Here is a 24,252-nt window from a genome sequence, read left to right on the forward strand (position 1 = left end):
CTAAAATAAACCAATAAAAAAGCCACCTTTTTGGGTGGCTTTTTCTTTTGAAATAAATAAGTATAAATACTTTTAACTCTCTTTTAAAAGTACTAATATTTTTTCCTCCACTTGTTTGGAGTCCCACTTTTCCTCAATGTTGGGCATTTGCATCACCTGTTGCATAACCTCTTCTTGCATATCCCCAATGGCCAAGGCCTCGGCATATGGTCTATCGGAAAAAGTAACACGACTATAAACCGGCACCCATTTTTCCGGATGCTTGGCGGCAAAATGCTTTTCAATTTTTTTCTGCAACAAGAACTTTGGGTCTGCTGTTTTACTACTCATCTCCACAAAGTTTCTGTAGCTGAGCTCTGCAATGGCGTCCGCATTTGGCTTCCTTGCTTCTTGATACTCAGAAAAAATGGTATCCCAATCGTCCCCATGTTTTTCCATCAATTTGTTGAGCACATAGATATCCTCAAAGCCAGCATTCATCCCTTGTCCGTAAAAAGGAACAATGGCATGTGCGGAGTCACCTACCAAGGCCACCTTATCCCAATAGGTCCAAGGATAGCACTTCATGGTCACCATAGCACTTGTGGGATGATTAAAAAAGTCTTTGGTAAGGTCTTCTATATCCTTGCGTACATTGGGAAAATATGTCTTAAAAAATTCTCTGGCATCATCTTCGGTCTTGATACTCTCAAATGAAACTTCACCTTCAAAAGGCAAAAAGAGCGTACAAGTAAAACTTCCATCTACATTGGGCATGGCTATGAGCATAAACTCACCGCGGGGCCAAATATGAAATGAATTTTTATCCAACTTATGAGTTCCGTCCTCATTTGCTGGTATGGTAAGCTCCTTGTAACCGACATCGATGAAATTCTGGGAATAATTGAACCTGCTCCTACGTTGCATTTTATGACGAACGCGTGAAAATGCCCCATCACAACCAAAAATCACATCATATTGATATTCCTTCCATTCACTCTTTTCCGTTTCTCCAGTAAAAATTTTGGCACTTGGTAAATCAACGTCCCAAACTTTTTCATTAAATCGGAAAACTGCACCTTCTTCTTCCGCAAGATCTATCATTCGTTTGTTAAGTATTCCTCTTGAAATAGACCAAATAGCTTCTCCATCCTTTCCATACTTTTGGAAATACATGGGTTTGTCGTTCACGTGTATCGCCCTTTTATCCAATGGAATGGCAATTTCTTTGATTTTTGTACCAATGCCCACCTCATCGAGTGAACGCCACCCGCGATTGCTCATTGCCAAGTTAATCGACCTTCCTGAAAACTTGATAGTCCTTATATCCGGTCTCCTATCAAAAACGGTAACCGTATGTCCATTTTTTCTAAGATAAATTGCTAAAAGGGAACCCACCAATCCGGAACCGATGATGGCTATATTTTTTGGAGTCTGTGCCATAGATGCCCAATGGGCTGAATTCTGATTAAAAGAGTAAAAATAAGCATTTTGACGGTTAAACTATCCTGATTCCTAGGTTTCGCTTGAGACAAGCTTTATTTTGTTTAATTTTTTATTACTTTTATTAAACAACATATTTCCTTGAGTCATAAGAAGCCACTTTTGCCGGTAAAAATTTGTCCTGTCTGCCAACGTCCGTTTGCTTGGCGAAAAAAATGGGCCAGGCATTGTGAGCATGTCATCTATTGCAGTGAACGATGCAGAAAAAATAAAAACACGTATGAAGACTAACCTAATCTGGTTTGGAAATAACCTTAGAGTACAAGATAATGAAGCCTTGCTCCTATCGGCGCAGACCGACCGATTGATAGCAGTATACTTTTTTGATCCTAGAAATTACCAAATAGGCCCATTTGGCTTTAAGAAGACAGAATGTTTCAGGGCTAAGTTTTTATTGGAGTCTGTTCATCAACTTCAAAAAAATCTAGAAAAACTCAACATCACCTTGCTAGTTTTCCATGAAAAACCTGAAGACAAAATTCCCGAGTTGGTGAAGCAGTTCAATATCAATCATATTTTTCTTCAGCATGAGTGGACTTCGGAGGAGAACCAAGTGATTCAAAACGTTCAAGACCGTTTACCTAAGACCGTATCACTCCGCAAAACATTCGACCAGTTCCTTTTTCATCCCGAGGACATTCCTTTTGATTCTTACTCACAGATTCCGCAGGTTTTTACGGTTTTCCGCAAAAAGTGCGAGAAACACGTTCAGGTAAGGCCTTGTTTTGAGAAACCGAAAGTATTTCCAAAGGAAAATCGGATAGGTCTCCCTAAAAATCTCCCTAGTTTACATGATCTGGGATTTTCTCCTTTTGATACAGACCATAGATCGGCCTTCCCTTTTATTGGTGGTGAAAACGATGCGCTACATCGAATGCAACATTACTTCTGGGATACCAAAAAACTGGCTTACTACAAAAAAACCAGAAACGGACTCGTAGGCACGGATTACAGTTCCAAATTTTCACCATGGTTGGCAAATGGCAGTATTTCCGCCCGTACGATTTATTGGGAAGTAAAGCGCTTTGAAACTGAGGTTCAGAAAAATCAGGATACCTACTGGTTGATTTTTGAACTAATATGGCGTGATTACTTCAAATATGTTTCCCTAAAACATGGCAATCAGATTTTTAAAATTGATGGTATCCTTCAAAAGGAGTATGACTGGCACTCCAATGAAGCTGCTAAAAGTGACTGGATCAATGGAGAAACGGACGATGATTTTGTAAATGCCAATATGATAGAGCTAAAGAACACAGGTTGGATGAGCAACCGTGGGCGACAGAACGTGGCAAGTTATTGGTCCAAACACCTGCTACAGGATTGGCGCATCGGGGCTTCTTATTTTGAAGCTATGCTTATTGACTACGATGTACACAGCAATTGGGGCAATTGGATGTACAACAGTGGTGTTGGCAACGACCCACGGAACAGAACTTTCAATACCAAAAGACAAGCAGAACACTACGACCCAAACAAAAAATTCCAGAGTCTTTGGCTCCAACCCACCTTATTTTGATTCATGAAAACACTCAGACTTATACTCGGTGACCAGCTTAATCTATCCCATAGTTGGTTAGATCAAGTTGATGATGATCACATATATATTATGGCCGAAATGCGACAAGAAACTGATTATGTAAAACATCACATTCAAAAAGTAGTTGGGTTTTTTCGTTCCATGCGGAATTTCTCAAATGCCCTACAAGATAAAGGACACCATGTAAAATACTTTAAAATTGGTGACCACAACAATCCCCAAGAACTGTCCAAACTTATCAAGGAAATCATTTCGAAACATAACATCGAAAAATTCGAATATCAACTGCCAGACGAATACCGATTGGACAAACAGTTAAAAGAAATTTGCGAAGCCATTTCCGTTCCATCAGAAGCTTTTGATACGGAACACTTTTATACCAGTCGGGATGAGCTAAAAAATCATTTTAAGGGCAAAAAACAATTGTTAATGGAAAGTTTCTATCGGATGATGCGAAAGAAACATAATATTTTGATGGTAAACGACCAACCTGAAGGCGGAAAATGGAATTTTGACCAGAGCAATCGCAAAAAATGGGATGGATCACCCAGCATTCCCAAGGAACTTTCATTTGATACTGATGTAACCGAGCTGCTGGAAGAAATCAAAAATGCGGAAGTAAATACCTTTGGCAACATTGATGCCCAAAACTTTCCTTGGCCTACTTCTTACAAGGAATGTTCAGCGCTTTTGGATTTTTTCTGCTCGAAACTGCTGACCTATTTTGGGGACTATCAGGATGCTTTGCATACCCAGGAAAAGTATTTGTTCCATTCCCGATTGTCCTTTGCCATGAACACTAAAATGATTTCTCCAAAAGAGGTAATTGACACAGTTGTAGATTATTATTACGAACATAGAGATGACATTCATATTTCCCAAGTGGAGGGGTTTGTTCGTCAGATATTGGGCTGGCGCGAATATATGCGTGGCATATATTGGAAAGAAATGCCCGGCTATGCTAAGTTGAACAAACTGGAGAACCACAATCCCCTACCCGACTTCTTCTGGACGGGAAAAACAAAAATGAACTGTCTGCACAATGCCATTGCCCAGAGTTTGGACAATGCCTACGCCCACCATATTCAACGTTTGATGATCATTGGAAACTATGCTTTGCTGACACAGGTAAACCCAGACGAAGTTGATGCATGGTATTTAGGGGTTTACATCGACGCCATAGAATGGGTAGAAATTACCAATACCAGAGGGATGAGTCAATTTGCGGATGGGGGCCTTGTAGCCACCAAACCATATGTGAGCAGCGCCAACTACATCAATAAGATGGGAAATTATTGTAAAGAATGTTCCTATAGTCATACAGTTAAGTCGGGAGAAAAATCCTGTCCGTTCAATTCACTGTACTGGAACTTTTTGGAAGAGAAGAAATCACATTTTAAAGGTAATCAACGCATGTCGATGATGTTGAGCTTGTTGGAAAAGAAAAGTCAGCAGGAACTTTCTGAATTAAAGAAACGAGCGGAAAAAATCATACAAAATCCCAACGATTTTTGATTTTAACAATTCTTTAAAATCTGTCGGCAGCTACCTCATCGTATATCTAACAAATAAAATATTCCGCTACGGCGCCTATATATAAAAAGTCCTTCACAATAAGTTGCGAAGGACTTTTCACTTTTAAGAGTTATGGCCTTATCTACAAAATGCCATCCACAATACCATATTCCACCGATTCTTCGGCGCTCATCCAATAATCTCGATCAAAGTCCTTCATCACCTTGTCATAGGGCTGTCCACAATTCTCCGATAGAATTTTAGCGCCCAGTTCCTTGGTCTTGATGATTTCCCTTGCCTGAATCTCGATATTGGAAGCCTGACCCCTTGCACCACCACTTGGTTGGTGAATCATGACACGGGCGTGCGGTTGGATAAACCTTCTACCCTTTTCGCCTACTGACAAAAGTATGGAGCCCATAGAAGCTGCCAAACCAGAACAAACGGTAGATACGGGACTTTTAATCTGTTTAATAGTATCGTAAATAGCAAAACCAGAGGTTACATATCCTCCCGGGCTATTGATGATCAATTGAATCTCTTTATTGTTCAACATATCCAAATAGAGCAACCGGTCGATTACATGCTTCGCAGAATCATCATCTACTTGGCCCCACAAAAACACTTTGCGGTCGTCTAACAGTTTTTCTTGAATCAATTCCTGAACTTTTCCTTTTTTTGAACTCATTTTTTACGTGTTGTAAGACTTCAAAAATAATCAAATTCCAAGGAAGTTACCGCACTTGTTTTTCACAATGGCCGTATTATGATTTTATCTGTACCTTTTGCGATACCACATCCTTGATCGGGATAACGTACTTCCCACTCCTTGTCTCCAGAGTCAAACTATTGTTTTCTATGGATTTAATTACTCCCTCATCATCCCCTATTACTATTCTATCACCTACCACATATGTTTTTCGGGTGTAAAATGCCCTAAGGATATCGGCAACAATTTCTCGGGACCCCAATCCTACGCCCAAAGCAAATGCCAATAGGAAAGAACCCAGAATCAACGTGATATTATTGGTGATGATAGTGGTATCGACACCTGCTTGGTTCAATGCGGTGATGGACATAAAGATGACGATTACATAGAAAAACAGGTTGCTTACGATATTGGAACCTCCAAATTCCAGTGAATCGAACAATCGCTTGACCGTCTTCTTCACAAAGTTTCCGATGTAGAAACCGAGCATCAATAGTGCCAATGCACTAAAGAATTTAGGCAGATAATGTAAAAGGTTACCTATTTCCTGTGAAATGATTTTCCAATCCAAAATATCGGCAGCTACGATCAAAAACACCAAAATCAGGAACCACCGAACAAACCCCAAAATAATTTTTATGATATCTACATTGATGTCTCCTTTGCCGGTGACGTCCATGCCATTGATTTTGTCATTGAGCATATCCACTTTGGCCAGTTTAAGGATTTTCTTCAGAAGGAAGAGTACAATTTTGATAACGATCCAACCTAAAATTAAAATAATGATAGCGCCCAATATCTTTGGGAAGGCCTGCGCCATTTCTTTGCCCATGCCAGACAGGGACTCCAGGGTCACATTTTTCCATTCATTAATAGTCTCCATAGTTGTTGTTTATTTATAGTGTTCTGTTAGTTGATTAGTTGTCGCCCATAGTTCGGAAAAGCTTACGCAAAGCACTGCCCAAATTAATCGAGAACAATGAAGCCATGTCCATGATCAACTTTGCCGCAGCAATGTCGTTCATTACTTTTTGCTTCATTTCCGGTGGGGCCTCGTGCAAGGAAGCCTCCAGCTCTTTGAATGGGTTTTTGTGTTTCTTTGCCATCTATTCGAGGGTATTATAGATTTCCAATAGTCTTTCTTTGGCTCTTTTAAGCCGCATTTTCACTGCGCTCTCCCCTATATCCAATAAGTTTACCAGTTCCTTTATACTGGCTCCATCCTGATACTTTAACAATAAAATGGACCGCTCTTCAGCGGAGATGATTTCCAAGCATTTCTTGAGTTTATCGGCTTTCATCTCAAACAAGCTCTCATCGGGCACCTCTTCGGTAAGTTTGTATTCCGAACTTTCTACCTGTACGGATTTGTCCCGTATTTTAAGTTGCTTGTTCCGGTTTACATAGTTCACACAAAAATTATAGGTAAAAGAATATAGCCATGTAGAAAACTTCGATTTTCCCTTAAAGGTTCGAAGTTTGATAAATAATTGAAGGAAGACATCCTGGGTCAAGTCTTCCGCCTCGTCCGCTGATTTCGCAAATCCGTAACATTTGTTATAGACCATTTTCACATAGCGGTCATACAACTTCCCAAAGAGCATAGGGTCATTGTCCGCTACAATCTGTTTTACTAATTCCTCATCAGAAAGATGTACGTATAAGTCTTCCTTTTCCAAAAACGCTTTGTCGGGGTTACTTATAAGTATGAGAAACAAGTTTTTTAAAAAAGTCACTTCAAAAACAGGTTTATTGGTCAGGCTTTTTAAAATGGGGCGCAAAATAACGGATTTTCACACTATATTTGGTTAAAAACCAGATATGAAGACCTATTACATCGTTGGATTGTTCGCCATTTTATTTTTCGCATCCTGTAAAACGGAGCCAAAACAAAAAGAGGAGACCCAAGAAACGGCCGAAACCGACAAATCGGTTCCGGAACTTATTGCCGAAGCCCATGGTTTTGAAAACTGGGGAGCTGTAAAGGAAATCACATTTACCTTTAATGTAGATAGGGATTCCATGCATTTTGAGCGCAGTTGGGACTGGAAACCCAAGAAAAACACAGTAACGGCCATTTCGGGACCCGACACCCTTACATACAACCGAAATTCCATGGACAGCATTGCCCTAAAAACAAATAGTGGTTTTATCAATGACAGATATTGGTTGATGGCCCCTTTTAATTTAATGTGGGACTCCGGCAATTATACCTACGAACATACAGCTAAAGCCACCGCTCCAATTAGCGAAGAACCTATGCAAAAACTCACTATAGTGTATGCCAACGAAGGTGGTTACACTCCCGGTGATGCATATGATTTCTATTTTAAGGACGATTATATTATTCGCGAGTGGGCCTATCGCAAATCCAACCAAGAAGAGCCCAACTTGGTCTCTACTTGGGAAGATTATGTAGAGATGCAGGGGTTGCAGTTAGCGAAGCAGCACAATCGTCCCAAAGGTGGTACCAACTTATATTTCACTGGGCTTTCGGTAAGCAAGGAATAATAGCTTTCTTTGATTTTGTGGCATAATTTGTTCACAAAAAGCATTTTCAAAATTCTCCCTAGCGCTTAAAAATGATGTTTTCCATCGTTTAATTTCCTATTTCGGGTAAAGAAATTTTTGAAACAAAAACTATAAATGAAACTTAAACACCTAATCATCCCATTATTTTGTTTGGTTATCGTACATGCACAAGCACAGGATAATTGGCTTACCAAAAAACAAGTAACGGAAGATGTTGAATTTTTGATCAAAACATTAAATGAAAAGTCTTCCTATGCTTATCTGAACGGTTTTGATTTCAACAAGGATTTTGAAAATTATCTTACATCGTTAAAAGATTCCACAAGACTTGAAAATTTTGGTTTGTTTGTCACCAACACTTTGGCCAAAATCGGGGATAGACATTCCGCTTTAAATGGCATTAGAGGCTACAGCCTAAACGAATCCTTATTCTTACCGTTTGTTTACGCACCTGTAAACTATAAAGTTGTTGTTTTGAATTATGATCAGGATAAAACCTTGAAAATCCTAAATCCTCATTTTCCGTACCTCAAAAAGATTGATGGTCTGGACATAAATGAATTCTTGCAAAAAACGCGGCCAGAAGACGTCAAAGCGCCCGAAGAGACCTATTTTACACTAGCGGTTCGCGACATCAGGGATATCCAAAAGAACTACATATTACTGGACAAACCACTTAAGAGAGAAGTCGAAGTAACACTTTCGGACGCTACATTTCAAAAAGACACTGTTCTGGAATTTCCCATAATTGATAAATCAGAAAGGCAAAGACCATGGGATGAAAAATTTGAAAGGGACTATCTTTTTATAAAGGACGAGGACTTTAACCAACCCGAAAATATTGCTGGGCTATTTAGTTTGGACGACAACATCGCATACATCAAACTACCGGAAATGGTAAGTAAGGATGAAGCTCCCCTACTTTTTGAGAAAGTCAATTCATTTATGAAATCCATTCAAAATAACAGTGAAGCCCTAATTATCGATGTCAGGGCCAATGGTGGAGGAACACGGGATTTGCTATATAAATTTGCAAAATATTTGATTCACCCTGACTCCATTCATGTTGTAAATGTAGTCAAGCAAAGAGGGCCACTCCCCTTACCAAAAGATTATAAAGAAAGCCTACACAGCCGATTTTTATATTCTTTTTCGGAATTGGATGACAGGGAACAGAAAAAGGCAACGGAGTTTTTAAATAATTTCAAGCCCATCTATGAATTGGATAAAGAAAAATACAGCGAATATTATTTTGGATTGTTGAATGGAAATAAACTATCCGCTCAAGGACTTTACTACAACAAGCCTGTCTATATTTTGGCCAATGAAAAAACATTCAGTGCGGCATCTGTTTTCGTCTCTGCTTTCAAAGGAATTCCGAATATAAAAATTGTTGGAGTGACGACGGATGGTTCTAGTGGCAATAGCGATTGGGTGGACCTTCCCAATTCAAAATTGTTCGGAAAAATCAGTACAATGGTCTCCTTTCAGAAAGATGGAAAGGTTTTGGACGGCTACGGAACAACACCTGATATAAAAATAGAAAGGGACATGAGCCAAGTACTTTGGCAATCGGACACACAACTTGAAAAGTTAAAGGCCCTGATAAAGGAAAAATAACTATCACCTATATGTGAGAAGTTGGTATAGCCGGAAACTGATAACTTAGAAAATCATATGACCTGCCATCGGCCAAATAATACCTTATGACCATAGAACATTAATCAATTCCAATATGAGCATATACAATTGACACTATTTCCCTCTCCTTCGCAGAAAAAACGTAATCCCAAAAACCAAGATGGCCATACACAGGAGCAAGATAAAACTATAATTCAGGGAGGCACTTTCAGCAATAAATCCTAGAATAACAGGCCCCAACAAAAATCCGATATACCCGAACCCGGCTATAAAAGCAACACCTTGGGAAGAATCCACTCCCTTGACATTCCCACCGATACGAAACAATTCGGGAACAATGACCGAGAAACCAAGACCGTTAAGAGCAAAGCCGATGATAGACCATGTGGTATTTTGCGTTAAGACCAACACAAAACCTACTGCGGCAATAAGCGCACCCACTCCTACTATTCGTATGGGCCCAATTTTTGCGCTGATACCATCACCCAGAAACCGACCTAAGGTCATCGTTGTGGAAAATGCCAAAAATCCAGCTCCGATAAGCAATTCCGGGGCCTTGGTCATTTCCTTTAGGTAAAGGGAACTCCAATCTATAATGGCGCCTTCACTGCCAAAGGACACAAACCCAATAATGCCCAGCAAAAGCAACGGCTTGAACAATTTTATGCTGAAGGGCTCCTTCTCCACAGGGGCAGCCACAACATGGATATAATGTTTCTTTAGAAAAAAATTGATGACAAAAACCAACACAACGGTAATGCCCATGTGCAGCACAGGGTTTTCAATCACAGGAATCAGGAAGCTGCCCAAGCCTACCAAAATACCGCCCAGACTAAAAAAGCCATGGGCCGCGGACATAAAGTTCTGTTTATCCTCTTTTTCAATCTCCGTGACCAAAGTGTTTATGGCGATATCTATAAATCCATTGCTCGCCCCAAAAAGGTACAAAGCTGCCATCAGCATATAATAATTGGGAGCCATTAGCGGCAACATTGCCGTTATGGAGGCAAATATTACCCCGTACCATGACGACCTTCCTACCCCAAGTTTATTGATCACCTTGGAAGCTACGGGGAAAATGGTGAAAACCCCCAGCGACAAGCAGAACAGGGCTATGCCCAAATCTGCTTTATTTATATCCAGTTTTTCCTTTACGGTGGGAATATAAATGGCCCATGTTCCAAACCAAATATTGATACTGGTAAATACCCATGCCACTCCAAAATATCTTGGATTGGACAGAATAAGCCATAGGGATTTCATCTAATGGTGGTGTTTAGTCGGTTCATTTAGTGCATTGGTTCTTATTTGCTCTGTATACCCTCTTTTAAGATTTGTCCAAAACGATACATATCCTCATACGAACAGTACAATGGAGCAGGTGCCAGTCGGATAACATTCGGCTCCCTCCAATCGGTAATCACACCTTTTTTCATTAAATAGTCAAAAATGGATTTCCCTTCGCCGTGCAAAAACACGGAGAGTTGACACCCTCTGTCCGCAGGGGTAATAATTTCAAATGTGCTCTCTACTTCCTTATCTATCTCGTGGAGCACATACTCCAGATAGGCCACAATGGTCTTTTGTTTTTCGATCAGTGCATCCATGCCTACTTCATTAAATAGTTCCAGAGAGGCCAAATAGGGTGCTATGGATAAAATAGGGGGATTGCTCAGTTGCCATGCATCGGCGGTTTCGATAGGGTCGAACTCCGGCTTCATTAAAAAGCGGGTCTCTTTTTTGGTTCCCCACCAGCCTTCAAAACGAGGGATGTCCTCCTTGCCCAAGTGTTTTTCGTGCACAAAGACTCCCGATGCGTTCCCCGGGCCACTGTTCATGTATTTATAGCTGCACCAAGCGGCAAAATCAGCATCCCAATCGTGTAGGTTCAATTTGATGTTTCCAACACCATGGGCCAAATCCCAGCCAACATAGGCGCCTACGCCCTTTCCTGCTTTGGTAATCGCTCCCATGTCCAATACTTGTCCATTATAATAATTGACACCACCCATCAACACCAAAGCCAACTCATCGCCCACCTCATTTATTTTTTGGATGATATCCTCAGTGCGCCATGCATGTTCCCCATCTCGTTTTTTCACTTCTACTATGGCATCCTCGGGATTCAGTCCGTGATACCTTACCTGACTTTGCAACATATATTGGTCGGACGGAAACGCCTTCTCTTCGCAGATTATCTTGAATCGTTTTTCGGTGGGCCGATAAAAGGACACCATCAACAAATGAAGGTTTACGGTAAGTGTGTTCATCACCGAAACTTCCTTGGGTTTTGCCCCTACGACCTTGCCCAAACCTTCGGCTAGTCTTTCGTGATAATCCCACCAAGGCTTATCAGCATAAAAGTGCCCCTCGACCGCCAGCTCTCGCCAGTCCTTCATAACTTCATCGACAAACTTTTGGGTACGTTTGGGTTGAAGCCCAAGTGAGTTGCCCGTAAAATAGATTACATCCTTTCCGTTGACTTGTGGATAGTGGAATTCATTTCTATAGGAAGCCAAAGCATCGGAAGCATCCAACTTTTTGGCAAATTCAAGCGTATTCTCGAATGTCATTCTATTCTGGTTTTCATCAAAAATACAATTTGTAGCAGTAATGTAATCAAAAGAAAATTACTCCAAACGCATTTCAATGATGTGCTTTTTAAAACCTACTTTTTCATAAGCCTTGATTGCCGGTAAGTTTTCATTGTAGACCGTCAATCGGATTTCCTTGTAACCTTGGTTCTGAGACCATTGTTTAAGCTCGCCTACAATCTTGGCATTGATTCCCATCCCCCGAAAATTTTCATCGGTATACATAAAACCTAAGTATGCGTAAAACTCATGGTCCAGATAATGCCGTGCTCTTTTGGGAATACCGTAGCCCGAAGCTACGACCCTATCATCTATTTCTGCGACCAAAACACATGCTTTTGTATCCTGAATTATTTCTCCAATATCGTAATAACTGATAGGTCCTTCTTTTATGGTAACATCAAAAGGGCGCTCTGCCTTTATGATTTCCTGTTCAAAGTTGAGGAGCTTGGGCAAGTCTTCCAATGTTGCTTTTCGTATGCTTACCTTTGGTAACGTCATGAGGTTCTTTTGTTTTATCAAGCAGTCAATGTAGTTCTTTTCTATATTTTTGCGAAAAATATATCATGCATTTCCTATCGCCCATTTTGGAGAGTTATATTGCCAACAGTTCGGAGGACGAGCCCAAATTATTGCAGGAACTCACCCGTGAGACACACTTAAAGGTGGTGCAGCCCCGAATGATCACCGGGCATTTTCAAGGAAGGGTGTTAAGTATGTTGTCCAAGATCATCAACCCCAAATATATTTTGGAAATTGGCACCTACACGGGCTATTCGGCCTTGTGTTTGGCGGAAGGGCTTCAAAAAGATGGGGAACTGCATACCATTGAGGTGAACGAGGAACTCCATGAAATGCAGCGCAGGTATTTTGACAGAAGCGGGTTTGGCCCTCAAATCAAACAACATATCGGGGATGCACTTGATATTGTTCCCGAGCTCGACCTAACTTTTGACCTTATTTTTATTGATGCGCAAAAGGTAAACTACGATGCCTACTTTGAAGCTGTCATCCAAAAAACGAGACCTGGCAGTGTTATTCTTTCTGACAATGTGCTATGGTCCGGAAAAGTGGTAGAACCGTTACAGAAATCGGACAGGGCCACTGCTGTATTGCTCGAATACAATCAAAAATTAAAGGAAGATCCTAGAGTGGAAACCGTATTGTTGCCCATTAGAGACGGACTGACGTTGAGTAGGGTGCTATAAATCGTTGGTAAATCCAGAAGAAAAGTAATCCGGACAAAATCCCGACTATCATTCCAACGATAATATCAATGGGGAAATGCACGCCTACGTAAATACGGCTCATGGCAAACAATATGGGCCAGATAAAAAAGAGTATTGCCCACTTTACCTTATGGCGTAAAAAAAGAAACACTAAAGTGGTTATGGAAAAGGAACTGGACGCATGGCCAGAGAAAAAGCTATAATCCGTTGGACTTTTCAAAATACGAATCAGGGTGTTGATCTCTTCTGTATTATTGGGCCTTAGCCTAGCCACCGACACCTTGGTGATATGGGTAATAGCCGTGATAAAAACCACCAAGCCCAGCACGGTGAGAAACTTGTACAAAGCTTCGGTTTTGGAAAACTTCAGGTAAAAAAGAAGGAGAAAAAGGATAAATAATGGTATCCAAGTGGAAATATTGGTAACGGTAGACCAGAAAACGTCGTAATCCTCTATGCCCAGTGCGTTGAGATAAACAAAAGTGTCCCTATCCCATTTGAGCAATTTTTCCAACATAGGAATCTACTTGTTGAGGTCTCTTTTGATGGAACCGGAAACTTCGTTCACATTCTTCTTTACATCGTCGATTTCCTTACGGATGTTCTTTGTGAAATCGGTATCCACATCATCCGCACTTTTCTGTATTTCCCGTTTAATATCGTCCGTTGCGTCCTTAAGTTGACGCATTCCTTTCCCTAGTCCCTTGGCGATACCGGGAATCTTGTCCGCACCAAACACCATCACCACTATAAATAGGATGAAAAAAATCTCGGCTCCACTGATAAATAGAAATTGCATGGCACAAATATAATCAGATCTTCATTCCAAAATAAAAAAAGCCCCGTGAAATCACGGGGCTCTTAACATAGTTTTTTATGTTACCTGTCTCCTTTGATATTTTCCTTGAATTTATCAAAGTCAGACTTCTCGTCTTTCTTAGGCCAAGCGTTGTTGGTGGTGTCGATATCCGCAGTTTCCAATTTTGGATCTACTACAATCCCCACCAATTCCTTTTGGGTGGCCATTACCCGTTTTACCTCGGCATCGTTCTTTCTCCAGATTTCTGGCGGATACGTGATGTTCTCGGTAGTTCCATCTGCGTAGGTGTATTCTACGATCAATGGCATTGGTATTCCTCCTGGCTTATCAAAAGTGATTTCATAAAAATACTTTGGCTCCTTTACCTGGGCCCTTTCGGCTTCGGTCATGTTGTCCATCATAAATTCCTTAAGGTTCTTGGAAGTCTCGGTCGGGGATTTTCCTTTTAGCTCCGGAGCAAAGTCCTCACTATCTTCCTCGGCCAAATATACCAATGGTGGTAGGTCGGCTTCGGTAAGGTTCCTATCGGCCATATATTTTTCCATTTCCTTGGTAGGCTTGTTGGACACATAGTATTTTTTAACACCGGATACACCGATATCTACATAATCGGTAGTGTAGAACCAGCTTCTCCAGAACCAATCCAAATCCACTGCGGAAGCATCTTCCATGGTGCGGAAGAAGTCCTCTGGGGTCGGATGCTTGAACATCCAGCGTTGGGCATAGGTTTGGAAAGCATGATCGAACAATTCCTCTCCCATTACTGTCTCCCTTAAAATATTAAGTGCCGTTGCCGGTTTACCGTAGGCGTTAGGACCCAATTGATACACGTTTTCCGGGTTGGACATGATAGGAGAAATAAAACTTTGGTCTCCCGCCATGTATGGAACAATGTCAGCAGGCTTTCCTCTTCGTGATGGGTATTCGCTGTTGGGCACTATTACCTCAGGATAATTTTTACCAAATTCCTGCTCCGCAAGATATTCGACAAATGTGTTGATTCCTTCGTCCATCCATCCCCACTGACGCTCATCGGAATTAACGATCATAGGGAAGAAGTTGTGTCCTACCTCATGGATGATTACACTGATCATTCCATATTTTACCCTGTCGGAATATGTACCATCCTCATTCGGACGTCCGTAGTTCCAGCAAATCATCGGATATTCCATTCCCTGGTTCTTTGCGTGAACGGAAATGGCTTTGTGGTAAGGGTAATCAAAAGTATGCTTTGAATAGGTCTGCAAGGTCTGCACCACGGCTTTGGTGGATAGTTCCTCCCAAAGTGGGTTTCCTTCTTTTGGGTAAAGGGAAACTGCCATTACATCTTTGTTGCCTATTTTAACGGCCTGCATGTCCCAAACAAATTTTCTGGACGATGCAAATGCGTAATCCCTAACATTGGTTGCTTTGAACTTCCATGTCTTGGTGTCGGTAGAAAACCCTTTTTCCGCTGCTTCGGCCTCTTCTTGGGTTACAATGATCACAGGCTTATCGTATGATTTTTTGGCCTGCTTGTAACGCTTTAACATCTCTTTGGAGAACACTTCATCTCTGTTTTGAAGCTCTCCTGTTGCATCCAATACGTGGTCTGCAGGTACAGTGATGTTTACTTCGTAGTTACCAAATGGCAACGCGAACTCTCCGCTTCCCCAGAACTGGTGGTTCTGCCATCCCTCCACATCGCTGTAAACGGCCATTCTTGGAAAAAACTGTGCGATTACATAAGCACGGTTACCGTCTTTTGGAAAATACTCGTAACCGGAACGTGCTCTATTCACGGTATGGTCTGGAATATTGTACCACCATTTGATAGAGAATGAAACTTTCTCCCCGCTTTTTAACGGTTCGGGGATATTGATCCTCATCATGGTCTGGTTGATGGTGTACGACAATGGCTTTCCGCTGGCATCGGTAACCGATTGTATATTGAAACCACCATCGAACGGCTCACTTATATAGGTCTGGGCAAAGTTGTCCGCCGTATAGGCGATATTTACACCATTTCCGTCCCGCAAAGGAGACTTTGAATCTTTGGCCCGCACGTTTTGATCTAATTGCACCCAAAGAAATTCCAAATCGTCCGGCGAATTGTTATGGTACGTAATCGTTTCTTCCCCACTGATCTTCGCGTTCTTGTCATCCAACTGGATGTCCATTACGTAATCCGCCTGCTGTTGATAATAATCAGGGCCTGGGGCACCTGAGGCCGAACGGTAAGTGTTGGGAGTGGAAAACTCCTCGTACAATTGTTTGAATCTACTTTGGTTGTAATGACCGGGCTCCCGCTTTTCTTTTACGTCCCCTTCTTCTTGAGCCATAACCACGGCTCCAAAAAGGAACAAGACAGAAGCTAAGCAATACTTGAATCTGTTCATTTTTTTATCTGATTTAATAGCGGTGAAAAATAACATATTTTAACCAATTGTTAAGAATACGTCATAAGTTTAACATTCCTTTATTGTTCTGACGGATCAGCATAAAACTTTTTTTGTTTCCGTTCCATTTTACATGCACTATATTCTGCTGATCATCAAAGAGATCCATAAGCACTTCGTTCTGTATGGTCATGCTTTTTGTTTCCGATAACTTTACCTTGGGAATTTCCAGATAACAGATTACCATATCGTTATCGTAGCGTTTTCCCAAAAAATTATATTGAACGGGCTTACCATCCAGTTCTATCGCAAACTTTGTCCTAAAATATTTTTCAATGTACTCGTCCGCCAACTTGGATTCCTTTGGCGTGGCCAATTTGGCCTCAATGTCATACCGTTCCTTCAGCAACTTATCGAGGTCGTCTATAAAGACCCTACTGGTAATCTGGAACGCGCTATCATCTTTGGAATAGGCGATATTGGTAACACTTACATAATATTTATGGGCGGATGAAAAGGATAGCAACAACAACATTACCAAAGGTAAAAATGCCATCCTTCCTTTTTTTAGTGTCATCATGTGGTATTGGGCTTTAATTGCACAGCAATGTTACAGTTTTAGAAATCTTTCTGCAATTTACCTGCCAAACTATTTTGTAAGATATGAGATGCGAGAAACTAGATATAAGATTTGACAAAATGTCTCCTGTCTCCTGTCTCCTGTCTCCTGTCTCCTGTTTCCTGTTTCCTGTTTCCTGTTTCCTAAAAGAAATCAATCCAAATTATTGCTCTCCCGGTATGCCCTGCTCTTTTGAATCATAATATCTAAGATTTGAAGTTTGTCACCCAGTTCCACGGCTGTTTGAAAAGCTTCGTCCACCTCGCAGAAATACATAAAGTCATCTATTTTCTCCATGGGAATCTTTAGGGTCGCCACAAAAAGCGAGTCAGCATAAAACCCTTGCACCTGCTGTGTTTGGGCATAGGTTTTATCAATCTTCACCCTATTCTTGAGCATTTTGGTGCGCCCTGTTATCGCATTGATGATGGGATTGAGGCTCATACCGCCACCTGCACCTCCCAAACCACCGCCAGCGGTCATGCTCATGGAAGATGCTTCCTGCAATTTACGCTCGCTCTGGGTAGGAATACGCCTATGGGCATTGGGCAGGTTCAACGCCTCTGCGCTTACATCCTTTTCCAAGGTTACACGGTCTATGTCCTTGGTAAGATCTCCTGTCAAGTTATAGGGGGTCACCACCACCTCCTTGAGCTCGTTCACAAATTCCTGCATGGGCACTTCAACAAAGTTGGAGCGGTACAATGCTTCGGTAACGGGAAGGGATTTTCTTAAAAAATGTACAGCGGAGAACATCAAGGTATCGTTTACCCTTACCCGAATGGAAAAATTGCCCTCCAAATCGGTGATTACCGCATCGGCAGTGGTCACATTTTGAACTACAACCCCCACAACATCCTTGTCGGCACTGATAACTTTTCCCTGCAATATTTTAGCATCACCTTCTTGGGCAAAAGCCCATTGGGCGGCAAAAATCAGCAAGGCTAGTAAGCACTTTTTCATTCCTCGTTTAACGTTGCCCTAAATTCCTTGCTTTGGGTCACCAAAAAATCGATCAACTGAAACTCATTTTCTTTTTTGAGTAGGGTCTGGGAAGGTATTTTGTCATCACAATACAACAGAAATGCATCTATCTTGTCCTGTGGCAACCTTAGATCCACCACAAAAAACTCGTCATCGTACACATGTCGGAGCACTTCGCTCACTTTTAGCGGAATCCGCTCCTGTCCATTGGCATCTTGAGACTTAAATAGAGCCTTAAAAATGTTCACAAAGTTGAGTCCATCCTTCATGCCACGTGTAATCTGGGAATTGGCGATATTCTCCACCTCGGTGCTACGATCTATTTCGTAATCGAACTGTTTAAAATCCTCGTTTTTCACCTCAAGAAAGCGTTCTTGGTTTTCCGGGCTCACCACTACTTCGTCCAGCTCCTGTACTTTTTCATCCACCTCTACCACCAAACGGTTGTTGGCCAATATTTCCGGTGTGATCTTCACTACCTCCAACTGGTAATTAATTGCGGTAAAGACCAATTGGTCGCCTTCCATCACCTCGATCATAAACTCACCATTGTCGTTGGTTATAGTAGCATGGCCACTGGTGGAATTGATAACGTTCTCGTTGGGGACGTTGGAGCTCCTATAAAGCACCTTTCCCCGCAACATTTGACGGGAGTCCTGAGCCATGCAATAGCCGGACAACAGTAAAGAGAACACGATCAAGTATATATTTTTCATTGGAATGTATTTAGTATCAGTTAAAGAAAGTCCATGAACGGCATAAAAAAAATTAAGCCGTTCTAAACTTTTGTTAATTCTGTGCCCTACAAATATACCAAAGGTGGTTCCATTCACCCGTGAATTTCGTGTTTGGACGGTATTTATTAAAGATATTAAAACATAAGTATAGTTTTGTTTTTACGTTTGGAAAATCCTCAAATAAACAAACACTGTGAAAACTGCACTAATCTACACCATCATAGGCCTATTGGCGATCAACTCGCTGACCGCACAGGTAAAAATCGGTGATAACCCCCAGAATTTGAACCCCGCCTCGCTACTGGAATTGGAGAGTACCTCGCGTGCCTTGGTAATCTCCCGAGTAACCGATGCCCAAATGAGCGCCATAAGCCCGTTGCGCGGTGCCTTGGTGTACAATACGGACCAAAACTGCCTGCACTACTACGATGGCACGGAATGGATCAATATCTGTGAGGCGCTGGATGACTCTTTTACAACCTCCACCGAAGATGGCACTATTATAATTACCCAAGACGGCGACAACTATGACTTTAGTGTAGGATTAATTGACAGCAGTAATATTCCTAGAAATTCAATTGAAGGATCAGATATAGCACCAGGAGTAATCGACTCTCAACACTATGCGAACAACTCAATCAACCCTGAGGAGCATTTCAATGGTCTTGCCAGTAACACGAGACAAATTATTATATGGAATGGTACGGATTGGGTATACACACTTGAATCCGACCTACAGATTTCTGAAGCCGATGGCGTTATAGGTAATGAAGTGGTGGATGTCACCGATGGAACCTTGACACGTTCTGGAAATGGAGATGCCGGTGACCCATATACGCTTGGGGTTTCTCCACTTGGAATCACAGAAAACGAACTTGCCAATAATGCGGTTACCTCAACTAAAATATTGAATGGTACTATACTTGAAGAGGATATAGCGAATGATGCTGTTACCCTCGACAAAATAGCCAACGGAACAACTTCCGGACAGCTCATGCGATGGAACGGGACCGACTGGGTTCTTGTTGACGAAACATTACTAAACATCACAGAAACAGATGGTATTGTAGGGAACGAAGTAACCGACGCAACATTAAACGGGTCCCTTGCACTGAACGGAACCGGAACACAGGCAGACCCTTTGACTTTGGATGTGCTTGACGGGGGAATAGATACCGACGAACTTGCGGACGGTGCGGTCACTACAAATAAAATACTAGATGCAAATGTTACTCGTGCAAAATTTGAGGATGGTACAACCACAGGACAGCTTATGCAATGGGACGGAACCGACTGGGTCCTTATCGATGAATCGGCATTGAACATCACAGAAACGGATGGTATTGTAGGGAACGAAGTAACCGACGCAACATTAAACGGGTCCCTTGCACTGAACGGAACCGGAACACAGGCAGACCCTTTGACTTTGGACGTGCTTGACGGGGGGATAGATACCGACGAACTTGCGGACGGAGCGGTCACTACAAACAAAATTCTAGATGCAAACGTTACTCGTGCAAAACTTGAGGACGGAACAACCAACGGACAGCTCATGCAGTGGGATGGAACCGACTGGGTACTCGTCGATGAAACATCCCTGGATATCACCGAAGATGATGGCATTATAGGGAACGAAGTAACTGACGCAACATTAAACGGGTCCCTTGCACTGAACGGAACCGGAACACAAGCAGACCCTTTGACTTTGGACGTGCTTGACGGGGGGATAGATACCGACGAACTTGCGGACGGAGCGGTCACTACAAACAAAATTCTAGATGCAAACGTTACTCGTGCAAAACTTGAGGATGGTACAACCAACGGACAGCTCATGCAATGGGACGGAACGAACTGGATTCTAATAGATACACCTACTGTTTCCGAAGGAGATGGAATTACTGTTACTCCCTCCGGACAAGATTTTAATGTCGCTGTTACAAATCCCGTGGTAGCTCTCGGCAGAGTAAATAATAACGCAACAATTGTGAATGCATCTGGAGTCGCACTGCCAGCAGCTGGTTCGGGTGTAACAAGAACCAGTACTGGTAATTATTCTGTACAATTTGCTACTCCTAGACCTGCGGGTGATGTAAATTATATTGTTCAACTAACTGTTTTAAACCAACCACAGCCAGGAACAACGATAGAAGTATCAAACCCAACAATTAACGGGTTTGATGTAACTATCTATGCCCCTTTTCCAATGCCAGATTTCTATGAAACACAAGACCCAACGACCCCAACAACCGTAGACCCTCACACACACTCAGTGGTGGTTGACAATATACTTTATTCCCCTGTAGATTCTAGTTGGTATTTTACAGTAACAAACTTATAATTCCTTGAAACCCTTCCTCCACATAGCGTTTTTGTTTTCGGTCAGCGTTGCCTTTGCCCAAGAAGGGCTGTACAACAGTGGCAATTTTACCGTGCACAACGATGCCCAAGTGGGCCTGCATACCAATTTGATCAACGATGCCAACTTTGACCAAACCACTGGGCTGGTCGGTTTTTATGGCAATCGCCCCATTACGGTCACAGGGAGCATACCCCCCACTTTTTGGGATACGGAGATCTTGATGGACAACAATGTGTTTTTGGACATCCCGCTGATGGTGCGGAACAACGTTAATTTTATACTCGGCGATTTTTTAACGCCCACCAACACGCCAACGGTCAACCTAAACTTTATGGAAGACGGCTTTTTTGGCGGAGAGAGCGACGATTCCAAAGTAACCGGCTTTGCCGAGGTGAACAACCGCAACGTGTTCTCCTTCCCGGTAGGCGATGCGGAACAGCTCCGCCCGTTGACGTTCAATGCCCAGGGTACGGTGCCACAAGCCATTTGTGCCTATTTTTTTGAAAATCCTTCCGCCCCCACCTCCATTTCCCAAACTTTTGATGTGGAAGAAAAAGTAAACAACATTGGCACGGTGACCGATAGGGAATTCTGGATACTACAGGGCAACACTCCCGTTCAGGTCACCATTTCGTGGAACACCCGAAGCAGCCTGATCACCATTCCGAATGCCACGGTGGAGTCCATTATCGTAGTGGGCTGGAACAAATCGTCCAACCAATGGGTGGTTATCGGGAACACCGCTTATAGTGGCGATATCACCAATGGTTTTGTAACCTCGGAAACCTTTGTGCCCAACGATTATGCAGCCATTACCTTTGGTACGGTTCCGCTTCCGACAGATACTTTTGCCGTGAACAATCCCACTTTGGGCAATTATTTTTTGAGCCCGAACGGAGACGGCACCAACGATTTTTTGGTCATCGATGGCATGGAGGAATCGCCGAACAACAGTTTGCGTATTTTTAACCGCTACGGACAAAAGGTTTTTGAAAAGATAAACTACACCAACGAGTTCAGGGGCGTGGCCAACACGGGCAGCATGGTTCCCAATCCAGCCAACGGCCTTCCGGAAGGCGTTTATTTTTATCTGGTGACCTTGGACGACCTTGGACTGGAATATAACGGCTTCCTATTTTTAGATAAGTAAAAAATCAGTCTTTCCCTCCAGAATTTTTCAAAAGCAGTAATTAAAAATACTTCTTAACTTGGGGCAAAATTTGTTTCATGAAAAGAAGGAGCTTTTTAAAAAATACCGCGGCATCCGGCATGGCCTGTGCCCTTTCACCCGTGTTTCCCTATTTCGCCGACCCCAAATACTCGACCGAAGAGCTGATGGGCAAAGCGGACATAAAACTTTTTGGTGAAGGCATTAATTTACGGGAAGAAGCCTACAACTCCTTTTTGGAAATGAAAAAAGCGGCCTATTCCGCCGGTTTTGATATTAAAATGGTGTCCAGCTTTCGCGATTACTATCATCAACAGCGCATTTGGGAACGCAAATACCTGAACTATACAGAGGATTTGGGCCTGTCCCCTTTTGATGCCATTGAAAAAATAATTGAATATTCAACCATTCCTGGGACGAGCAGACACCATTGGGGAACCGACATTGATATTATCGATGGCTTCCCAAAATCTTCGGGCGATGTACTGGTCCCCGAAAAATTTGAAGCGGGCGGCCCTTACGAAGGCTTCAAACTTTGGTTGGACGAAAACTCGACCAAATATGGGTTCTATCTTGTCTATACCAACAACCCCAGAAGAAGGGGCTTTAAGTACGAACCTTGGCACTACAGCTATGCGCCCATTTCCATTCCCATGCTAACGGCCTATAGAAAACTCAATATCCTCAAGTTGTTGGAAGAAGAAAGATTTATGGGCAGCGAACACTTTACCGCTGGGTTTATCAAGACCTATCTTCAGGATAATATTTTGGACATCAACCCAGTATTGCTATAACCGTTTTTTCGTATCTTCAACTAACAAGAACACTACACCATGAGAAGAGGAAGTTGGAGGATACGTATCCTTATCGGTTTGGCCATTGTGGCATTTGCTTTTATACGCCGATGCAGCAACCAAGAAGAAAATCCCTATACCGGGCGAACCCAGAACATCGACATGACCGCGGAGCAGGAAATTGCCATTGGGCTACAAAGTGCCCCCGAAATGGCACAACAGCACGGCGGCCTATACCCCGATGAACGTCTTCAAAATTTAGTGGACAAGGTCGGCAACAAACTGGTCCAGAACAGTGTGGCCAGCGAGACCCCTTATCGCTATGAGTTCCATCTTTTGGCGGACGACCGCACCATAAATGCCTTTGCCTTGCCGGGCGGGCAGATATTTATCACCTATGCGCTGTTCTCCCAGCTCAACGAGGCACAACTTGCGGGCGTACTGGGCCACGAAATAGGTCATGTAATCGGAAGGCACTCTGCGGAACGTATTGCCGAAAGCAGTTTTTGGCAAACTTTGGCCACAGGGGCGTCCGTAGGCGGCGACATGGGCAGTGTAGTTGCAGGAATTGGCCAGAACACCCTTTTGACCAATGGCAGGGGCGACGAACTGGAGAGTGATGATCTTGGCGTATTGTTCATGATCGAATCCGGTTACGATCCCAACGAGATGATAGAGGTCATGAAAATACTGAAAGCTGCTGCCGGGCCCAACCGGGTTCCCGAATTCCAGAGCACCCACCCCGACCCCGAGAACAGGATTGAAAAAATCAAGGAATCCATCGATAAATATTCAGGTCGATAGAATCGGCGGTTCATCGATTAAAAAAGTGCTTTGTCCTTATTTCCGTATCTTTGAATGAACCCGAATCCTACCTACGTTCTCTTGATCTTTTATGCTATAAAAAGAGAGAACATATGGGAACACTATTACACTTTAAAGATCTCTATTTAGAGGCATTTGACGATTGCAAACCTAGCTTTGTTGTATTCTTTTTAAAGGGATACTCAATATTCTGTGCCGCCATGTTTTTATTGGCTGTATATGCATTTTTATACAGAGCTTTTACTGGCTTTGAGTTCTAAGCCGCGAGACACACTCTTTTGCAAGGACACTAAAATTTGTGAAATGAAAAAAAGGCCTCATCCATT

At 42.4% G+C, this 24,252-nt stretch carries 25 protein-coding genes; 11 read left to right on the forward strand and 14 right to left on the reverse strand.

Annotated elements, in window-relative coordinates:
- Positions 1 to 72 precede the first annotated feature (72 nt).
- Positions 73 to 1,422, reverse strand: coding sequence for an FAD-dependent oxidoreductase (locus GUA46_RS12615; protein WP_176620803.1), 1,350 nt, complete (start codon positions 1,420 to 1,422; stop codon positions 73 to 75).
- Positions 1,423 to 1,584: 162 nt separating this feature from the next.
- Here GUA46_RS12615 and GUA46_RS12620 point away from each other — a divergent pair, with 162 nt between their 5' ends.
- From GUA46_RS12620 to GUA46_RS12630, 3 genes are read left to right on the forward strand one after another with little or no spacing between them, the layout of a single operon-like run.
- The gene (locus GUA46_RS12620) at positions 1,585 to 1,713 is read left to right on the forward strand and encodes a DUF2256 domain-containing protein (protein WP_417943009.1); all 129 of its coding nucleotides are present in this window, start codon (positions 1,585 to 1,587) and stop codon (positions 1,711 to 1,713) included.
- Positions 1,703 to 3,001 (forward strand): DASH family cryptochrome, encoded by a 1,299-nt coding sequence (locus GUA46_RS12625; RefSeq protein WP_176620805.1) that lies wholly within the window; start codon positions 1,703 to 1,705, stop codon positions 2,999 to 3,001. The genes GUA46_RS12620 and GUA46_RS12625 overlap by 11 nt, the downstream gene beginning before the upstream one ends.
- A gap of 3 nt (positions 3,002 to 3,004) precedes the next feature.
- A complete protein-coding gene (locus GUA46_RS12630; protein WP_108247187.1) occupies positions 3,005 to 4,537 on the forward strand; it encodes a cryptochrome/photolyase family protein in 1,533 nt (510 codons plus the stop codon).
- A gap of 142 nt (positions 4,538 to 4,679) precedes the next feature.
- Here GUA46_RS12630 and GUA46_RS12635 read toward each other — a convergent pair whose 3' ends face one another.
- From GUA46_RS12635 to GUA46_RS12650, 4 genes are all read right to left on the reverse strand, one after another.
- Positions 4,680 to 5,225 carry a ClpP family protease gene (locus GUA46_RS12635; RefSeq protein ID WP_108247188.1) on the reverse strand — a complete coding sequence of 182 codons (546 nt, stop codon included), beginning with the start codon at positions 5,223 to 5,225 and terminating at the stop codon, positions 4,680 to 4,682.
- A 76-nt stretch (positions 5,226 to 5,301) separates the two neighbouring features.
- Entirely contained in the window at positions 5,302 to 6,129 is an 828-nt protein-coding gene (locus GUA46_RS12640; RefSeq protein WP_108247189.1) for a mechanosensitive ion channel family protein, read from the reverse strand.
- A gap of 34 nt (positions 6,130 to 6,163) precedes the next feature.
- The gene (locus GUA46_RS12645; protein WP_108247190.1) at positions 6,164 to 6,352 is read right to left on the reverse strand and encodes a hypothetical protein; all 189 of its coding nucleotides are present in this window, start codon (positions 6,350 to 6,352) and stop codon (positions 6,164 to 6,166) included.
- Positions 6,353 to 6,982 carry an RNA polymerase sigma factor gene (locus GUA46_RS12650; protein ID WP_176620831.1) on the reverse strand — a complete coding sequence of 210 codons (630 nt, stop codon included), beginning with the start codon at positions 6,980 to 6,982 and terminating at the stop codon, positions 6,353 to 6,355.
- Positions 6,983 to 7,067: 85 nt separating this feature from the next.
- On the opposite strand from GUA46_RS12650, the gene GUA46_RS12655 reads away from it, so the two are divergent.
- Together GUA46_RS12655 and GUA46_RS12660 are read left to right on the forward strand one after the other, a co-directional pair.
- Positions 7,068 to 7,757 (forward strand): hypothetical protein, encoded by a 690-nt coding sequence (locus tag GUA46_RS12655; protein WP_176620806.1) that lies wholly within the window; start codon positions 7,068 to 7,070, stop codon positions 7,755 to 7,757.
- 135 nt (positions 7,758 to 7,892) lie between these two features.
- Positions 7,893 to 9,398, forward strand: a complete 1,506-nt coding sequence (locus GUA46_RS12660; protein ID WP_176620807.1) for a S41 family peptidase — start codon at positions 7,893 to 7,895, stop codon at positions 9,396 to 9,398.
- 135 nt (positions 9,399 to 9,533) lie between these two features.
- Here GUA46_RS12660 and GUA46_RS12665 read toward each other — a convergent pair whose 3' ends face one another.
- The 3 genes from GUA46_RS12665 to GUA46_RS12675 are packed head-to-tail and all read right to left on the reverse strand — an operon-like array spanning position 9,534 to position 12,514.
- Complete coding sequence (locus GUA46_RS12665; protein ID WP_176620808.1) at positions 9,534 to 10,682, reverse strand: MFS transporter; 1,149 nt, start codon at positions 10,680 to 10,682, stop codon at positions 9,534 to 9,536.
- Between the two features lie 41 nt (positions 10,683 to 10,723).
- Positions 10,724 to 11,992, reverse strand: a complete 1,269-nt coding sequence (gene kynU, locus GUA46_RS12670; RefSeq protein WP_176620809.1) for a kynureninase — start codon at positions 11,990 to 11,992, stop codon at positions 10,724 to 10,726.
- Between the two features lie 57 nt (positions 11,993 to 12,049).
- Complete coding sequence (locus tag GUA46_RS12675) at positions 12,050 to 12,514, reverse strand: GNAT family N-acetyltransferase (protein ID WP_176620810.1); 465 nt, start codon at positions 12,512 to 12,514, stop codon at positions 12,050 to 12,052.
- A gap of 65 nt (positions 12,515 to 12,579) precedes the next feature.
- Between GUA46_RS12675 and GUA46_RS12680 the strand changes: the two genes are divergently transcribed.
- Entirely contained in the window at positions 12,580 to 13,221 is a 642-nt protein-coding gene (locus GUA46_RS12680; RefSeq protein WP_176620811.1) for an O-methyltransferase, read from the forward strand.
- On the opposite strand, the gene GUA46_RS12685 is transcribed toward GUA46_RS12680, so the two are convergent.
- From GUA46_RS12685 to GUA46_RS12710, 6 genes are all read right to left on the reverse strand, one after another.
- A complete protein-coding gene (locus GUA46_RS12685) occupies positions 13,187 to 13,759 on the reverse strand; it encodes a phosphatase PAP2 family protein (RefSeq protein ID WP_176620812.1) in 573 nt (190 codons plus the stop codon). The genes GUA46_RS12680 and GUA46_RS12685 overlap by 35 nt on opposite strands.
- A 6-nt stretch (positions 13,760 to 13,765) precedes the next feature.
- On the reverse strand, positions 13,766 to 14,041 hold the full coding sequence (locus tag GUA46_RS12690; protein ID WP_108247198.1) for a Sec-independent protein translocase subunit TatA/TatB: 276 nt from the start codon (positions 14,039 to 14,041) through the stop codon (positions 13,766 to 13,768).
- A gap of 80 nt (positions 14,042 to 14,121) precedes the next feature.
- Positions 14,122 to 16,440 carry a M1 family metallopeptidase gene (locus tag GUA46_RS12695; protein ID WP_176620813.1) on the reverse strand — a complete coding sequence of 773 codons (2,319 nt, stop codon included), beginning with the start codon at positions 16,438 to 16,440 and terminating at the stop codon, positions 14,122 to 14,124.
- A gap of 61 nt (positions 16,441 to 16,501) precedes the next feature.
- Complete coding sequence (locus GUA46_RS12700) at positions 16,502 to 17,020, reverse strand: DUF6702 family protein (protein WP_176620814.1); 519 nt, start codon at positions 17,018 to 17,020, stop codon at positions 16,502 to 16,504.
- Positions 17,021 to 17,212: 192 nt separating this feature from the next.
- Positions 17,213 to 18,022, reverse strand: a complete 810-nt coding sequence (locus tag GUA46_RS12705) for a hypothetical protein (protein ID WP_176620815.1) — start codon at positions 18,020 to 18,022, stop codon at positions 17,213 to 17,215.
- Entirely contained in the window at positions 18,019 to 18,759 is a 741-nt protein-coding gene (locus GUA46_RS12710) for a carboxypeptidase-like regulatory domain-containing protein (RefSeq protein ID WP_108247204.1), read from the reverse strand. The genes GUA46_RS12705 and GUA46_RS12710 overlap by 4 nt, the downstream gene beginning before the upstream one ends.
- 214 nt (positions 18,760 to 18,973) lie before the next feature.
- Between GUA46_RS12710 and GUA46_RS12715 the strand changes: the two genes are divergently transcribed.
- From GUA46_RS12715 to GUA46_RS16950, 5 genes are all read left to right on the forward strand, one after another.
- Entirely contained in the window at positions 18,974 to 21,118 is a 2,145-nt protein-coding gene (locus tag GUA46_RS12715) for a hypothetical protein (RefSeq protein WP_176620816.1), read from the forward strand.
- 4 nt (positions 21,119 to 21,122) lie between these two features.
- Positions 21,123 to 22,289, forward strand: a complete 1,167-nt coding sequence (locus tag GUA46_RS12720; protein ID WP_176620817.1) for a gliding motility-associated C-terminal domain-containing protein — start codon at positions 21,123 to 21,125, stop codon at positions 22,287 to 22,289.
- Positions 22,290 to 22,366: 77 nt separating this feature from the next.
- Positions 22,367 to 23,101, forward strand: a complete 735-nt coding sequence (locus tag GUA46_RS12725) for a M15 family metallopeptidase (protein ID WP_176620818.1) — start codon at positions 22,367 to 22,369, stop codon at positions 23,099 to 23,101.
- A gap of 39 nt (positions 23,102 to 23,140) precedes the next feature.
- Positions 23,141 to 23,905 (forward strand): M48 family metalloprotease, encoded by a 765-nt coding sequence (locus GUA46_RS12730; protein WP_176620819.1) that lies wholly within the window; start codon positions 23,141 to 23,143, stop codon positions 23,903 to 23,905.
- A gap of 113 nt (positions 23,906 to 24,018) precedes the next feature.
- Positions 24,019 to 24,186, forward strand: a complete 168-nt coding sequence (locus GUA46_RS16950) for a DUF6747 family protein (protein WP_313789992.1) — start codon at positions 24,019 to 24,021, stop codon at positions 24,184 to 24,186.
- The last annotated feature ends 66 nt before the right edge of the window (positions 24,187 to 24,252 follow it).

The organism is Flagellimonas chongwuensis (genome assembly GCF_013376415.1).
Classification (GTDB): domain Bacteria; phylum Bacteroidota; class Bacteroidia; order Flavobacteriales; family Flavobacteriaceae; genus Flagellimonas; species Flagellimonas chongwuensis.

What these genes read in the sequence shown, in the direction of transcription:
- GUA46_RS12630 (WP_108247187.1), top strand. Translation starts at nt 3,005, where the DNA reads ATGAAAACACTCAGACTTATACTCGGTGACCAGCTTAATCTATCCCAT.
- GUA46_RS12690 (WP_108247198.1), bottom strand. Translation starts at nt 14,041, where the DNA reads ATGCAATTTCTATTTATCAGTGGAGCCGAGATTTTTTTCATCCTATTT.
- GUA46_RS12700 (WP_176620814.1), bottom strand. Translation starts at nt 17,020, where the DNA reads ATGATGACACTAAAAAAAGGAAGGATGGCATTTTTACCTTTGGTAATG.
- GUA46_RS12680 (WP_176620811.1), top strand. Translation starts at nt 12,580, where the DNA reads ATGCATTTCCTATCGCCCATTTTGGAGAGTTATATTGCCAACAGTTCG.
- GUA46_RS12705 (WP_176620815.1), bottom strand. Translation starts at nt 18,022, where the DNA reads ATGAAAAAGTGCTTACTAGCCTTGCTGATTTTTGCCGCCCAATGGGCT.
- GUA46_RS12640 (WP_108247189.1), bottom strand. Translation starts at nt 6,129, where the DNA reads ATGGAGACTATTAATGAATGGAAAAATGTGACCCTGGAGTCCCTGTCT.
- GUA46_RS12660 (WP_176620807.1), top strand. Translation starts at nt 7,893, where the DNA reads ATGAAACTTAAACACCTAATCATCCCATTATTTTGTTTGGTTATCGTA.
- GUA46_RS12725 (WP_176620818.1), top strand. Translation starts at nt 22,367, where the DNA reads ATGAAAAGAAGGAGCTTTTTAAAAAATACCGCGGCATCCGGCATGGCC.
- GUA46_RS12710 (WP_108247204.1), bottom strand. Translation starts at nt 18,759, where the DNA reads ATGAAAAATATATACTTGATCGTGTTCTCTTTACTGTTGTCCGGCTAT.
- GUA46_RS12625 (WP_176620805.1), top strand. Translation starts at nt 1,703, where the DNA reads ATGAAGACTAACCTAATCTGGTTTGGAAATAACCTTAGAGTACAAGAT.
- GUA46_RS12695 (WP_176620813.1), bottom strand. Translation starts at nt 16,440, where the DNA reads ATGAACAGATTCAAGTATTGCTTAGCTTCTGTCTTGTTCCTTTTTGGA.
- GUA46_RS12675 (WP_176620810.1), bottom strand. Translation starts at nt 12,514, where the DNA reads ATGACGTTACCAAAGGTAAGCATACGAAAAGCAACATTGGAAGACTTG.
- GUA46_RS12665 (WP_176620808.1), bottom strand. Translation starts at nt 10,682, where the DNA reads ATGAAATCCCTATGGCTTATTCTGTCCAATCCAAGATATTTTGGAGTG.
- GUA46_RS12655 (WP_176620806.1), top strand. Translation starts at nt 7,068, where the DNA reads ATGAAGACCTATTACATCGTTGGATTGTTCGCCATTTTATTTTTCGCA.
- GUA46_RS12730 (WP_176620819.1), top strand. Translation starts at nt 23,141, where the DNA reads ATGAGAAGAGGAAGTTGGAGGATACGTATCCTTATCGGTTTGGCCATT.
- kynU (WP_176620809.1), bottom strand. Translation starts at nt 11,992, where the DNA reads ATGACATTCGAGAATACGCTTGAATTTGCCAAAAAGTTGGATGCTTCC.
- GUA46_RS12635 (WP_108247188.1), bottom strand. Translation starts at nt 5,225, where the DNA reads ATGAGTTCAAAAAAAGGAAAAGTTCAGGAATTGATTCAAGAAAAACTG.
- GUA46_RS12615 (WP_176620803.1), bottom strand. Translation starts at nt 1,422, where the DNA reads ATGGCACAGACTCCAAAAAATATAGCCATCATCGGTTCCGGATTGGTG.
- GUA46_RS12645 (WP_108247190.1), bottom strand. Translation starts at nt 6,352, where the DNA reads ATGGCAAAGAAACACAAAAACCCATTCAAAGAGCTGGAGGCTTCCTTG.
- GUA46_RS16950 (WP_313789992.1), top strand. Translation starts at nt 24,019, where the DNA reads ATGGGAACACTATTACACTTTAAAGATCTCTATTTAGAGGCATTTGAC.
- GUA46_RS12685 (WP_176620812.1), bottom strand. Translation starts at nt 13,759, where the DNA reads ATGTTGGAAAAATTGCTCAAATGGGATAGGGACACTTTTGTTTATCTC.